The following is a 13,298-nucleotide window of genomic DNA, read 5'->3' as shown; positions in this document are numbered from 1 at the left end:
GCGCTTTGCTTATGATTTTTTCTCACAGCCGATGCCGTCTTTGTCGCGATCGAACCGATGCGGATCGGGAGACAACACTTTAAAGTTGCGATAAGAAATGTCTTTACAATCCAGGTCAGGCGGCGGGGAAGGAATGCAAACACTCGGATAGGCGGGATCGCAGTTTTTTGCCGTAGAAGATAGAGCAGCCAGCAGAAAAGGTGACGATACCAGTGCAGTTAAAGCACAGGTTAGAGCAAACGATTTCATTTAGCAACCAAAGCTATGATTTGATCATTAATATAACCTTTGAACTGAGTCGCGATACTATCATGGTCGATCAGTGGTGATGCAGCGATCGCGCCTCTCGGTTATTTCTGATTAACCGCAGCAAAGTTCTAGCACCTGATTGAGCTTGCCGCTGCGGTAGCTCTCTAGAGCTAATGTGAGATAGAGAAACCCGTAGGATTGAAGGGCTAAAATCAAATCACGCCCCATCTTGTAACCTGCTCACCATGCACCTCACTCCAGACGGACAGATCACGATTCCTCCCGAAATCCGCGATCAATTTGGAATTCTACCCGAAACCGAACTCGAACTTGAAATAGAAGGCAACCGCCTCTATATCAAGAAAAAACAACCCGCCGATCCGATCTCAACTTGGGTTGCCACCATGCGTGGAACGCTTCAGCACGTTACCACCGATCAAATCATTAGCCTCACACGCGATGGCGAAACCCCATGACCGTCCTCGTCGATAGCAACATCATTCTCGATATCCTCACCAACGATCCAAATTGGTTTAGCTGGTCAACCCATCAACTTACGACCTACGCTCGCCAAGATAAACTTGCTATCAACCCGATCATCTACGCCGAAATCGCCGTTGGATTTCCCCAAGAAGCCGCACTCCTAGCTGCACTCCCCGAAACTCTCTTTCAACGCTTCGCTTTACCCTGGGAAGCCGCCTTTCTTGCAGGGCAAAGCTTCCTCATCTATCGTCGTCGCGGTGGCACCAAAACTGCGCCAATGCCTGACTTTTACATTGGCGCTCATGCCACGGTTTCACAGTTGCCACTCATTACCCGTGATGCCAATCGCTACCGCACCTACTTTCCCAATCTCACTCTCATTTCTCCGTCCTAAAATACTATTATTTCTGATTGGCCGCAGCAAGTTCTAGTACCTGATTGAGCTTGCCGCTGCGGTAGCCTTCTAGATCCAACGTTACATAGAGAAACCCATAGGACTGAAGGGCTGAGACAAGTTGAGGCAAATCGGTTTGGATCACAAACTCTTTAACCTGATCGGGCAATACCTCAATGCGAGCGGTGTCACCCTCTGAACGAACGCGCAAATTTTGCCAACCCAACTTTCGTAAATAGACCTCCGATCGTCCGACTCGCTGAAGTTTAGCGATCGTAATCTCTTCGCCATAGGGAAACCGCGAACTCAGACACGGTTGAGACGGTTTATCCCACCAGGGCAGACCGAGATGTTTTGAGAGTTCGCGCACTTCGGCTTTGGTGACTCCGACTTCGGCAAGGGGCGATCGTGCCCCGCGTTCTTTTGCCGCCTGAATGCCAGGACGATAGTCGTGCAAATCATCCGCATTCACGCCATCTACCACATAGGGATAACCCCACTGCATTGCCATCGGTTTCAGCGTGTCGTGCAACTCACTTTTGCAAAAATAGCAGCGATTGACTGGGTTGCTGCTGTAATTGGGGTTGTCCATCTCGTGAGTTTGCACAACTTTATGAGCAATCCCCATCTCAGCCGCCTGAACTCGCGCATCTTCTAGATCTTCGGGCAATAGAGAAGGAGACTCGGCGGTAATGGCGATCGCACGATCGCCCAAAGCATCGACAGCAATCTTGGCAACCAATGTGCTATCAATGCCACCAGAGTAAGCAATCATTGCTGTCTCCATTTCGGCGAATAGAGTGGTCAGTTGCTCTAGTTTTTGTAGCAGCATAGTCATGAAAGAAAACCTCTCTTCTACCCTACACTCTAGATCTCATTTCCTGCGTCGCTATACTTCGCTACCATTTGCGCTAGAGTTGCCAGATCAATTGGCTTTGAGAGATAGTCGATCGCGCCTGCTTCTAAACAGCGTTCTCGATCGCCTTTCATGGCCATTGCCGTCTGCACAATAATCGGAATCCTCCGATAGGCATCGCTGGCTTGCAGTTGTTTGGTCAACGTTAGCCCGTCTGCACCCGGCAGGTGAATGTCCATCAAAATCAGTGCCGGAAACGGTGGCTTGAGGGATTGCCACATCTCGGTGCTGTCTTTTGCCCAGGTAACTTCATAGCCCAACTTGCACAGACAGGTGATCATCAGCCGAGCGTTGTGCAAGTTGTCTTCGACCAAAAGAATGTTGTAGGGACGACTCGCTTTAGGCAAATGTCTCTTTTCAACTGGCGGAGTGGGAAGAGAAAACGTCCGTTTTGCTGGGTCGGCGGCAGTCGCGATTTGAGCAGCGGGGGCGATCGTAGAACTCAGATCAGGGTTTGTCTGGGTTTCTGGGAGCTGAATCACAGAAGCCTCTTTAATGAGCGGCAGTCCGATCGTAAATCGTGACCCTTGATTCGACTCAGATTGCATAGTTACCCAACCGCCATGAAGTTCAGCGAGTTTTTGAGTCAGGGCAAGCCCCAACCCAGTGCCTTCTCCTGGCACGGCGTTTGCCAGTTGAGCATAAGGTTTGAACAGAAGATCTTGTTCTGCGGGCGAAATTCCTTTACCAGTATCCCAAACCACGAAGTGTAGCGTGTCATCCGCCACTCGCACGGTTAAGCCCACCGCTCCCCGTGAGGTAAACTTGAGGGCATTTGACAGCAGATTGAACAGCATCTGCTTGAGCCGAAGCGGGTCAGCGATCAGCGTCGGCAATTGAGGTTGAATCTCTAGCTGAAGCGACAACCCTTTATTGTTGGCTGCTTCTTTGACCAGCTTTAAGGCGGTTTGGCACAGGTGAGACACCTCGATCGGTTCGAGTTGCAGGTCTAGCTGATTCGCCTCGATTTTAGACAGATCCAAAATATCGTTGATCAGGGCTAATAAATGCTGACCGCTACTGAGAATAATCTTGAGATATTCGTGATGGCGCACATTGTCAAAGTCATATCCCTGCTCTCGCAGCAAGTGAGTAAAGCCCAAAATAGAGGTGAGCGGCGTGCGAATCTCGTGACTAGTGTTGGCTAAAAACTCACTTTTTAGCTGATTGGTATGAGCGAGTTCACGGTTGCGATCGCTCAATTGCTGACACTGATGCTGGAGCCGCTGCACCGATCGCGCCTGTTGCACTGCTTGAGTGGCTTGAAGGATGGCTCGTTGCACCAGAGTTGAGCGCATTTGCGCGAGCAGGACATCTGCAAATTGCCCCTCGATCGCCAGCGACAACGGAGCCACAATCAGCCAGCCGATCGGGTCTGATGGGTCGCCAATTTTCCAGGCACTTTGCCAGCTTTGACTCTGAAGGTGATCTAACTGAGCCTGGGTGATCAGGTTGCCAGACTTTAAATTCAACGATGTTCTAGCCCCACAGCTTGACGGAGTTGACTCAACAAAAGCAGTGTGTTGAATCTCAAACTGATCGCGATCTGAAGCGGGAAGGGCGATCGCGATCACTTCTCCTGCTAGTGCCTGGCTCAAGTCATCGGCTAACCTCTGCCAAAGTGACGCTTCAAGATTTGGGACGGTTTGACTTAAGCAGTGATTGAAACCCGTGGCGAGATGATTGAGGAAGCGTTCGACCCAGAGTTCTGCGGCTAGATTCGATGAATTAGCCCCTGCTTGGATCAAAACTTGGCGAAGAGACCGGCCTGCCTCGCGACAGTCTAAATCGTTTGCTTCACAAACATCCATAAAGTTGCCCCAAGCTTCTGGAGAGCGTTGTCAATGAGGTCGCGTGGTCACAAATGTTGGGTGATTTGAAGCACAAAGCGATCAACGTTTCGCATGACTGACTTCTCTTTATCCTACCTGGAAATTCAGCAGAAGTTTTCCGTCTGCCGACTTAACAGAAACCTGATGAAGCCATCGTTTTTTGAATGATCCGTAAATTGAGTGTGAAGATGGGAAAAATAGGAGAACTGACACTTACGTAACCCTTCTAGAATTGACAGGACTACTTTTCTCAAAGAAGCAGAAGCACTAAACACTCGATCGGAAATATAGCGAATGCCAGCGCACCTCAGACAATAGAACTTGAGAACCGAAGTTATATGGGTGCCTCATCCTGTACCCTATACACTTAGGACTCGATTTTATAGACGGCAGCGTCTGGCAAAATCACGATCGGGGTGCCTGACTTTAGGGGGCCTGTGCAGTCTAATCGAGCAAGATCACGAAGAGATTCTAAGCATTATATGGGATTTGGGCAATCGGTAAGCATGAAGAGACATCGGTATCTGCGCCAGCGAGTTATGAGTGCGATCGTCGCCACCACGTTGATAGGTCAAGGGTTTTGGAGCCATCCAGCCCAGGCAGAATTTCCCCCCTATTGTCAACAAACCACGGAGGGGATCGCCCGCAAAGAGACGGCTCGTAAAGCTGCACAAAAAGACGACAAAAATGCCCAAAAGCATTACAAAACTCTGGTTGCTGAACGGGCAGACCAACTTCGTAAATGTCGCAATCAGAATTGGCTCAAAACTCAAGCGATCTGGATTCGGCTCTACCCGTGCGATATTCAGCCAGGGGCGCTAGAAGAAGTGCTCGATCGCATTGTCGATCGAGGCTATAACCAGATCAATGTTGAGGTCTTTTATAATGGGCAAGTCTTGCTTCCGCAAGCCGATAACCCGACTGCCTGGAATTCGGTGGTGAAACTGCCAGGTTCAGAAAACGTCGATCTTCTAGCACAAGCCATTCAAAAAGGGCGAGAACGAGGATTATCGGTTTACGCGTGGATGTTTAGCATGAATTTTGGCTATACCTACGCGATTCGACCAGATCGAGAAGCGGCGCTGGCCAAAAATGGTCAGGGGCAAACTAGCTTAACGATGAATACGATCGCGGGGTTAAGCACTGAGCTAGGAGCGTTCAACCCCGATGAAGCGTTTATTGATCCTTATAATCCGCAGGCGCGGCAAGATTATGCCCAACTGGTGGCAGCGATCGCTAAACGCCGCCCCGATGGGATGCTGTTTGACTATATTCGCTATCCGCGCGGCACGGGTGGTGCCTCTATTGCCAACAAAGTCAAAGATCTGTGGATTTATGGAGACGCAGCCCAGCAAGCCATTCTGCAACGGGCCTTAAATGACAAAGGACGCGAGTTAATCAAGCGGTTTATTCAGCGCGGCTCGATCAGCGCGGCGGATGTGGTGGCGGTCGATAAGCTCTATGCCAATCAACCCGGCCCGCCGATGTGGCAAGGGCGCATTCCGGCTGTTAACGAAAGCAGAATTCCGATCGCGAACCGAGCCGCAATTTTGCGATTGGACTTGTGGCGATTTAGTGTGGCACATGCCATGCAGGGCGTTGTGGACTTTTTGGCGGCTGGGGCTGCCCCGGCTCAACGGTTAGGCATTCCTACCGGAGCGGTTTTCTTTCCTGAGGCCAATCAAAATGTGGGTCAAGGCTTCGACTCGCGCTTGCAGCCGTGGGATCGGTTTCCTGCGTCGCTAGAGTGGCATCCCATGTCTTATGGCGTGTGTGGCAACACGACCTGCATTGTCAATCAGGTGCGCCGGGTGTTAGGTCAAGCGTCATCCCAAAAGCAAGTGAAGCCAGTTTTGGCAGGAATTTGGCAGCAATCGATTAGCAATCGTCCGCCTTTAGAGATGCAGATGGAGGCGATTCGGCAGGCAGGCCCGCAGGTGAATTCAATCAGTCATTTTGCTTACTCGTGGCAAGAGCCGCTGTCCGATCGTCAGCGCAAATATTGCCAAGTTCGCGGACGATTGTGACGCATGCTGATTTAACGTCAGTTCGACGAGTTTTTTCGCTTCGTTGTCAGCGGCTTCTGCCCCCTAAATCCCCCATTCTGGGGGACTTTAAGACCAAACCTCTGATTCAAAGTCCCCCAATTTTGGGGGATTTAGGGGGCTTCCCGAATTCACAACCAGAGCAAACCACTTCTGTCGAACTGACATTGATTTGGCGTTGCAGAATGAGAGGATGCAATAACGTAGGGGTAGCGCCCCCGTGCCTACTCCCAACCTAGGAAGGGCAACCACGGAGAGATTGTCCATACCCCAAATCATCCTGATGTATGGAGGGCAACCACGGGGGGATTGCCCCTACCCAAATCATCCTTCTATTCAGCAATGCCGCTAATTTTTATGCTGAAACGTTCATGGTTGCAGACACAGTTCTCGATCGGTGCTACCCATTGGCGACGCATTCCACTTCATTCGCTGGTTTGCACGATCGTCTTGATGGGGGTGAGTAGCTGTAGCCGCCAGCCCGATCGCATCACGATTTCTAGTGGCACCACGAGCGGTTACTATAACCGTCTAGCTCAACAGATTGGCGTGTCTACCCAAAACACCGTGGGCGTAGATGTGCAAAACCTTAGCTCTGAAGGATCGCGGCAAAACTTGCAGCGCCTGCTCGATCGTCAAGCCGATTTTGCCCTTGTGCAGCTTGATGTCGTCACTGACGTGATGCGCCAAGGTAAGGTGCAAGCGGTCGCAATTTTGGCAAACGAGCCGATTCATGTGATCGCTCGGTCTAATTCTAAGGTGCGATCGCTGACTGATTTAACGGGCAAACGGGTGGGTATGGGGTCTCAGGGCAGCGGTATTCGCTTTACGGCAGACCAGTTGATGGACTCGATCGGACTAAAGGTGCGCGCCGATAGCTCTAGTTTTGATCAGGTTTTTGAACGATTGGCAACCCGTCAAATCGATGCGGCAATCTACGTCGGCAGTGTCGGAGCCAGTGAAAAGCTTCGCCAACGGTTAGCCAGCAATCCGGCTTTGCGACTGTTGCCGATACCGCCAGAGGTGATTAATTATCTGGTGATTCGTGATCCGGGTGCCTATCAAACTGCCACGATTCCGACAGGAACTTACGCAGCGCGTCCTGCCATCCCGGCGCAAGATATTCCTACTTTGTCAACGGCAACGGTTTTAGTAACCCGTCCTGATGTGGACGAGAAAGCAGTCGGACTTCTGACCTGGGCAATTTTGTCTACGTCACGCAAATTTTCGCCCTTCTATCCAGATCTGCAAACTGGAGAGCCGCGATCGCTCTTGCAAAAAGGCTTATTTTACATTCACCCTGCGGCTCAGGCAGTTTATGAGCAGGGCGACCCCCGCGATGCTTGGATTCGCTATTGGGAAAACAACAGTGACTTGCAAGCTGGATTAGTCATTTTGTTGGGCACTAGCAGTATTGGCTTGCTCTTGCAAAAATGGCGGCGCGATCGGTCTAAAAAACTGATCACCGCAACTTCAAAGCGCATGGGTGAATTGAAACAACTGCTTCCCCAGGATGCTCAACTGGCGATCGATGGCATTGAAGAACTCAGTCAAGAGCATCGCTTAATGTTTATCGAAGGTTCAATTCCCTCTGAGGTGTATGAGGAAGTGCGACAAAAAACTCAGACGTTTGCTGACCAGTGCCGCAATCTGCTAGACCAGCGTCGCAAACGATTTGTTCTAGATACACTACTACTGCTTGACGACTGGCAAGCCTCACTGCAACTCGACTCACAGGCAGCACTGCAAAAATTAACCCAGATCAAGCAGCAATATCGAGAGATGCTGTTGGCTGATCAGATCGACATCAAGGCATATATCGAATTTATGGAGTTAATCTCGGTGATGACACTGGTTCCTCAAACGGGTGCAGTTGCGCCACAGTCTTCTGTTCCTCACGCTTGAGAAATTTTAGGACTTACGCAAACCTCGGAGGTTTTAACCAAGAATCAAGCATCATGACCGACAGAGTGGCTTAAACCTCCGAGGTTTTGGAAAATGAGGTTCAATATTCTCTCAAGTTCATGCACTAAAAACGCGTACCTTCCCTCTAAGCACGAAGATCACTGGAATGAGTGATAGCCAAGGTCGTTGAGATTTGCTTTTATAAAGACAGACTTGCTTCGGAGCGTTTTTTGACAGCCTTTTATAGGCTGTTTTTTTTTAGCCACACGCTTGTAGATATTGCTCGATCGCGCCTTCCAGGGAGGGTAACAAGATGCCCCGTTCACTAGTCAGCGCGGTATAAGTCGGGCGCGGCGCGGTTAACCCTAGCGACTCGGTAGAACAGGCTTCAACCTGAGACGGTTCAAACCCGGTGAGACGGGCGATCGCTCTAGCAAACTCTGCCCAGCTAATGGCTCCTAAATTCGCCAGGTGCCAGAGTCCACATTCTTGATCGATCAGCAGATCGAGCGTCGCATTCACCAGATCAGGCACATAGGTGGGAGAAATCACCGCGTCTTCGGCAGCAAAAAAAGGTTGCCCATCGGCAAGGGTGCGACGGGCGATCGTCAGAAAGTTATAGTCGTCCCACGGCCCAAAAAAGGCGCTGGTGCGTATCACAAGGGCACGAGCATTGAGGTTTAAAACCCATCGTTCAGCGATCGCTTTACTCTGTCCATAGACGTTTAGAGGGGCAACTCGATCGCTCTCAACATAGGGCGCAGTGTGGGTGCCATCAAAAACTAGATCGGATGAAAACGTCACAAATGCGATGTCTTGCTCGGCGCAGGCTTTTGCTAACAGTGCGGCTCCGTTGGTGTTGATTTGCCGACACAAATGAGAGTGATGTTCAGCATCGTCAACTCTGACATATCCAGCCGTGTTGATCACTGCCCAGGGTTTAAGGTCTGCTAAGACTTGAGTGACCGATTCTGATTGGGTGATATCCAGATCTTGCCGCGTCAGCAACCGATAGGGGATACCCCGCATCTCACAGAGCCGGGCAAAGGCACGACCCAAGGTGCCAGTGGCTCCAGTAATTGCGATCGGGTTCTCCGAAGCGTGCATTTTATCTACCCTCTGAGTGCGTGGGTAGGTCAGTCGTTGAGCGCGTCTCCACCAGCCCAATTCTTGCAAGACTGGGTGGGTATAGTCTTGGTAGTTGCCCAGGTGACGCAGCATCTCGGCAAGGGCAGTAGGGCGGGGCGTAGGCGATCGCAAATCAAAAACGCCCGGTTCATAAGAGCCTTCGCTTTGCGTTAAGAGCGTGTTCCAATCATAGGCACCGAGCAGCGACCAGGCAGTGACGGCTCGAATGTCGGCTCCTGCTTTGCGGAGTTGGTCTGCGGCATCCCACGCTTCTTTAAACCAGCGCAACTGTTCTTCACGAGTGCAGCCTAAATGCACTTCGGTGAGCGCGATCGATCGTCCATATCGCTCCCAAACTTCTTTGAGAAGATTGTGGTGTCCAAAAATGCCTTCAGGACAGACGCGCACGGCTTCAACATCGGCATAGTGATGTCTGCCGTTGCCGCCATGAAGTTGAGATGGATAGCGATCGAGCCGTTCGTCTAAAAAGCGATCGCTGGTCAAATAGTGGTTGATGCCAAATATGTCTGGCGGGCAAGAATTTTCTAGAAACCACTCTAAATCGGATTCTAAAATCCCCATTCCACACAGCTCATTCCAAAAAGAATGCGTGCGATCGACTCGCCCACACAGCAGGTCAAAGCTTAACCAGCGGCGCTCGTTTTCAAAGTCGGCTTGATAAGTGAGTAGGGGAGTGCTAAACACTTTTCCCAAGTCTTCGGTTTGAATCAGCCGCGCTTCAGGATTGATCTGCCGAATGGTCTGCATCGAAAGCACGATCGCTTGGCATTGATTGAGCAGTGCGCGAACAAACGTGAGTGGGTCTTGCCCGTGAGGATACCAATGACCATATAAGCCGCTAAACCGGGCAGTCGTCAACGGCTCGTTGATGGGCGTATAGTGACGCACCCAAGGATAACGAGTGGCAACCGCTTGGGCAAACTCAGCAAGTTTTTGAGCGAAGGCAGGGTCGATCAAGCTCGTGTGATCGGGCCCGCTGCCGTGGTGAACTAAGCCGACGATCGGTTCAATGTCCAATTCTCGCAATCGCTGCAATCGCTGATCTGCCCATGACCAATCGGCTTGATTGAGATCTCCTGGTGCGATGCGTTCCCATAACACCGGGTAGCGAATTGCTGTGACTCCTAGCGATGCAAATAGATCTAAATCTGTGATGCGATCGGCGTGTCCGTTGCGTTTTAGTTGATCAAAATATTGATCGCCGACGCGATTCACCGTGCATTCTACGCCTGCCCACAGTTCGACTTCAGATTTTTGTACCAGAGCATTGGCAATTTGTGTGCGGCCGTGGGGGTGCCAGCGTTCTAATGGCTGACTAATTATCGATGTTCTCATCCCTGTGTTTCAATCCAAATTTGCCGGGGTAGGGCACGATATATTGTGCCCCTACATGCGGATCTGTCGTGTAGATAAACTTCGTGTGAAACTATCGAACTGTTCCTGCGAGGGCGTGACCGTTTTTTTCTTCGGGTTGCCAGCGAGAGCGATCGCTCAATTTTGCATAGACTGCAAGGGCTTGGGCGACGACTTGATCCATGTTGTAATATTTGTAGGTGGCGAGTCGTCCTACAAATTCTACATTGGGTGTTGCGTCAGCTAAGGCTTTATATTTTTTGTAGAGTTCGGCATTCTCAGGGCGCGGCACCGGATAGTAAGGATCGCCTTCTGCTTTCGGAAATTCGTAGACGATGCTGGTTTTAGAATGCTCTTGACCCGTGAGGTATTTAAACTCGGTGATGCGCGTATAGAGATGCTCGTTGGGGTAGTTGACGACAGGGGCAGTTTGATGAACGGACTCGTTTAAGGTTTCGTGCTTAAAGTCGAGCGATCGATAGGGCAATTTGCCAAACCGACAGTCAAAAAATTCGTCTACCGGCCCGGTATAAATCATCTCTTTATAGGGAATCATCCCTCGAATTTCTCGATAATCAGTGTTGAGCATCACCTTGATATTGGGGTGATTCAACAGATTTTCAAACATGCGCGTAAAGCCATAGAGCGGCATCGCTTGATAGGTATCAGTAAAGTAGCGATCGTCGCGATTAGTACGAGTAGGCACACGCGCCGTTACCGATTTGTCCAGTTCAGAGGGATCAATGCCCCACTGTTTGCGGGTATAGTTGCGAAAGAATTTTTCGTAGAGTTCTCGCCCAACTTTGTTCACCACCACATCTTCAGAGGTGCGAATTGAATCTTTAGGTTCTGCAACTGACTCAAAAAATTTCTCAAGCTCAAAGGAATTAAGTTTTAGCCCATAAAGTTTGTTGATCGTATTCAGGTTAATCGGAATCGGCACTAACTGACCGTCAACACTTGCTAAAACTCGATGCTCATAGCGTCGCCATTCGGTGAAGTGAGACAGATATTCAAACACGTCGCGAGAATTGGTGTGAAAGATGTGCGGGCCGTATTTGTGTACCAAAATCCCGGCTTCGTTGTAGTGATCATAAGCGTTGCCACCAATGTGATTTCGACGATCGACGATCAGCACTTTTTTGCCTGATTGATTGGCAAGTCGCTCTGCCAAAATGCTGCCAGCAAACCCAGCCCCGACAATGAGATAATCAAACATGACAAGACCCTTTTGTATAGATGAATGAGACGGAGCGATTAGGGGTCTGAGGGCGACCTAGTTGGCGTTTTGACTGTTGAAACTGCCGACTCAATCAGGTGGCTCATGCTTGCCCAAGTTTTATCCCACGAGTTTTGGGCGAGAAAAGCATCGACGCGATCGAGCCACTCAGAATCTTGCCGAGCGGTTTGCAAAGCAGTTTCAACGGCTGCCACAAACTCAGACGGGGCATCGGCAATCTGCACTAGACCCAGTTCTCTATAGGGGCACACCACATCGCGAATTGAGGTCGAAACCACGGGTTTGCCAGCAGCGAGATATTCGGGCGTTTTGGTGGGGCTGATAAATCGCGTAGACTCGTTGCGGGCAAACGGCAACAGTGCCACATCCCACCCGGCTAAATAATCAGGCAGTTCTAGATAAGATTTGCCGCCGAGATAATGAATGTTAGAACGCTGCGGTAGCGTGGCTGGATCGATTTTGACAACGGGCCCGATCAACACTAAATGCCAGTCAGGACGGGCATCCGCGACTCCCGCCAAAAGGTCGATATCCATGCGCTCGTCGATTACACCATAAAAGCCAAGGCGCGGATGAGGAATGTTGACCTGATCTGGGGGTTCGGCGATCGGTTGACGGGCTTGAGCAAAGTGAGGCGCATCAATGCTGCTAGGAAAGGCGTAAACGTTAGGATGCTGATGCCGCTTGACCTCGTAAAGGCTCTGTCCGCCCGTAAACACCAAGTCCGCTTTCTGAAATAGCTCAATTTCTCGCTGTTTCAAAGCAGGCGGGGCACCCTGAAATGCAGAAAGTTCGTCCATGCAGTCATAGACGATCGCCAAGGGTTGAAGGTGATCAGTAAATGCTAACGCCATCGGGGTGTAATACCAGAAGGCATAATCGCGAATGCTACAGGTTATAAATAAGTCATCTAATAACTGTTTTTGCAGTGCGATCGCAGCTTCTTGACTCAACCCTTCAGGCAAATGAGGTACGGCGACCCAAAGTCCAGAGTCTCGCCGACTCATGGCTAACCAGGCTTGTTCGTCTGGGCCAAAAAATGGCTCTTCGATAAAGAAAACTCGACGGTCTTGAGCGCACCGAGTTAGCAAATGTTGAGGGCGTTGATAGACAAAATCCCAGCGCAAGTGAGACAAACAAATCAGATCAGGTGCATCTGAAAAAGTATCTTCTAAGGTAGAAATATCTTGATTTAACCAGCGCAGCTTTGTAGATTTTGTGTCCTCTTTTGTAAATGAACTCTGTGCAAGATTATAGACGGGCAGATTTTTAGATTGGGACATAAGTTGTCTCAATAAGTTAGATATTGAATGGTTTATAAGGAGCTTAAGTCGTAAAAATTTAGATGAGCTAGAGAGGCAGACTAACGAGTTGTGAATTTATAAAAGCGCTTTTTGCTGATAACTAAGTTATCGAATTCCTCACAAGGTTAAAATGCTCGATCGTAGACTTTATCCTCACTTTTAGACTTACTTAACGGACTATATGGGCTAGTGTTCTCTTTCGGCTTCTATCTAAAGGACAAAACTACTTCTATCTTGAGGTAGAAGTTTTGTCTGATGAAATGATATTTTCAATTGATTTTTAATTTAATGCAGTGCTGTCATATACGAAATTCGTTTACGAAATGTGTTGAATAACTTCTTGCTCCTATGCTGGCAGGGTTAGAGGTGCGATCGCTTCGCTATTGCTTAGAAAGTCAAGCAGATTGGGTTGGGGCAAATGATAGCAA

10 protein-coding genes are annotated in these 13,298 nt (G+C 49.8%); 4 read left to right on the top strand and 6 right to left on the bottom strand.

Going from position 1 to position 13,298, the window contains the following annotated elements:
• Positions 1-9: 9 nt before the first annotated feature.
• Positions 10-249, bottom strand: a complete 240-nt coding sequence (locus BRW63_RS29050) for an excalibur calcium-binding domain-containing protein (RefSeq protein ID WP_073074239.1) — start codon at positions 247-249, stop codon at positions 10-12.
• Between the two features lie 245 nt (positions 250-494).
• On the opposite strand from BRW63_RS29050, the gene BRW63_RS20330 reads away from it, so the two are divergent.
• The gene (locus tag BRW63_RS20330; protein ID WP_073074238.1) at positions 495-725 is read left to right on the top strand and encodes an AbrB/MazE/SpoVT family DNA-binding domain-containing protein; all 231 of its coding nucleotides are present in this window, start codon (positions 495-497) and stop codon (positions 723-725) included.
• Positions 722-1,126, top strand: a complete 405-nt coding sequence (locus tag BRW63_RS20325; protein WP_073074237.1) for a type II toxin-antitoxin system VapC family toxin — start codon at positions 722-724, stop codon at positions 1,124-1,126. Before BRW63_RS20330 ends, BRW63_RS20325 begins: the two co-directional genes overlap by 4 nt.
• A gap of 7 nt (positions 1,127-1,133) precedes the next feature.
• Here BRW63_RS20325 and larE read toward each other — a convergent pair whose 3' ends face one another.
• Together larE and BRW63_RS20315 are read right to left on the bottom strand one after the other, a co-directional pair.
• Entirely contained in the window at positions 1,134-1,964 is an 831-nt protein-coding gene (gene larE / locus BRW63_RS20320; RefSeq protein WP_280523190.1) for an ATP-dependent sacrificial sulfur transferase LarE, read from the bottom strand.
• A gap of 29 nt (positions 1,965-1,993) precedes the next feature.
• Positions 1,994-3,853: an ATP-binding protein gene (locus BRW63_RS20315; RefSeq protein ID WP_083583107.1), complete on the bottom strand. Its 1,860-nt coding sequence runs from the start codon at positions 3,851-3,853 to the stop codon at positions 1,994-1,996.
• Between the two features lie 527 nt (positions 3,854-4,380).
• Between BRW63_RS20315 and BRW63_RS20310 the strand changes: the two genes are divergently transcribed.
• Together BRW63_RS20310 and BRW63_RS20305 are read left to right on the top strand one after the other, a co-directional pair.
• Complete coding sequence (locus BRW63_RS20310) at positions 4,381-5,901, top strand: family 10 glycosylhydrolase (RefSeq protein ID WP_073074258.1); 1,521 nt, start codon at positions 4,381-4,383, stop codon at positions 5,899-5,901.
• 375 nt (positions 5,902-6,276) lie between these two features.
• Complete coding sequence (locus BRW63_RS20305) at positions 6,277-7,824, top strand: TAXI family TRAP transporter solute-binding subunit (RefSeq protein WP_073074257.1); 1,548 nt, start codon at positions 6,277-6,279, stop codon at positions 7,822-7,824.
• A gap of 258 nt (positions 7,825-8,082) precedes the next feature.
• Here the strand turns inward: BRW63_RS20305 and BRW63_RS20300 are convergent, their stop codons facing one another.
• From BRW63_RS20300 to BRW63_RS20290, 3 genes are all read right to left on the bottom strand, one after another.
• Positions 8,083-10,308 (bottom strand): family 1 glycosylhydrolase, encoded by a 2,226-nt coding sequence (locus tag BRW63_RS20300; RefSeq protein ID WP_106254094.1) that lies wholly within the window; start codon positions 10,306-10,308, stop codon positions 8,083-8,085.
• A 91-nt stretch (positions 10,309-10,399) separates the two neighbouring features.
• Entirely contained in the window at positions 10,400-11,545 is a 1,146-nt protein-coding gene (gene glf / locus BRW63_RS20295; protein WP_073074235.1) for a UDP-galactopyranose mutase, read from the bottom strand.
• A 38-nt stretch (positions 11,546-11,583) separates the two neighbouring features.
• A complete protein-coding gene (locus tag BRW63_RS20290; RefSeq protein ID WP_083583104.1) occupies positions 11,584-12,849 on the bottom strand; it encodes a glycosyltransferase family 1 protein in 1,266 nt (421 codons plus the stop codon).
• Positions 12,850-13,298 lie beyond the last annotated feature (449 nt).

The organism is Phormidesmis priestleyi ULC007 (assembly GCF_001895925.1).
GTDB lineage: Bacteria > Cyanobacteriota > Cyanobacteriia > Leptolyngbyales > Leptolyngbyaceae > Phormidesmis_A > Phormidesmis_A priestleyi_A.
Note: the sequence above shows the minus strand (reverse complement) of the source record. Positions and strands in the feature narration are given on the sequence as shown.

What these genes read in the sequence shown, in the direction of transcription:
- BRW63_RS20310 (WP_073074258.1), top strand. Translation starts at nt 4,381, where the DNA reads ATGAAGAGACATCGGTATCTGCGCCAGCGAGTTATGAGTGCGATCGTC.
- BRW63_RS20305 (WP_073074257.1), top strand. Translation starts at nt 6,277, where the DNA reads ATGCTGAAACGTTCATGGTTGCAGACACAGTTCTCGATCGGTGCTACC.
- larE (WP_280523190.1), bottom strand. Translation starts at nt 1,964, where the DNA reads ATGACTATGCTGCTACAAAAACTAGAGCAACTGACCACTCTATTCGCC.
- BRW63_RS29050 (WP_073074239.1), bottom strand. Translation starts at nt 249, where the DNA reads ATGAAATCGTTTGCTCTAACCTGTGCTTTAACTGCACTGGTATCGTCA.
- glf (WP_073074235.1), bottom strand. Translation starts at nt 11,545, where the DNA reads ATGTTTGATTATCTCATTGTCGGGGCTGGGTTTGCTGGCAGCATTTTG.
- BRW63_RS20325 (WP_073074237.1), top strand. Translation starts at nt 722, where the DNA reads ATGACCGTCCTCGTCGATAGCAACATCATTCTCGATATCCTCACCAAC.
- BRW63_RS20300 (WP_106254094.1), bottom strand. Translation starts at nt 10,308, where the DNA reads ATGAGAACATCGATAATTAGTCAGCCATTAGAACGCTGGCACCCCCAC.
- BRW63_RS20330 (WP_073074238.1), top strand. Translation starts at nt 495, where the DNA reads ATGCACCTCACTCCAGACGGACAGATCACGATTCCTCCCGAAATCCGC.
- BRW63_RS20315 (WP_083583107.1), bottom strand. Translation starts at nt 3,853, where the DNA reads ATGGATGTTTGTGAAGCAAACGATTTAGACTGTCGCGAGGCAGGCCGG.
- BRW63_RS20290 (WP_083583104.1), bottom strand. Translation starts at nt 12,849, where the DNA reads ATGTCCCAATCTAAAAATCTGCCCGTCTATAATCTTGCACAGAGTTCA.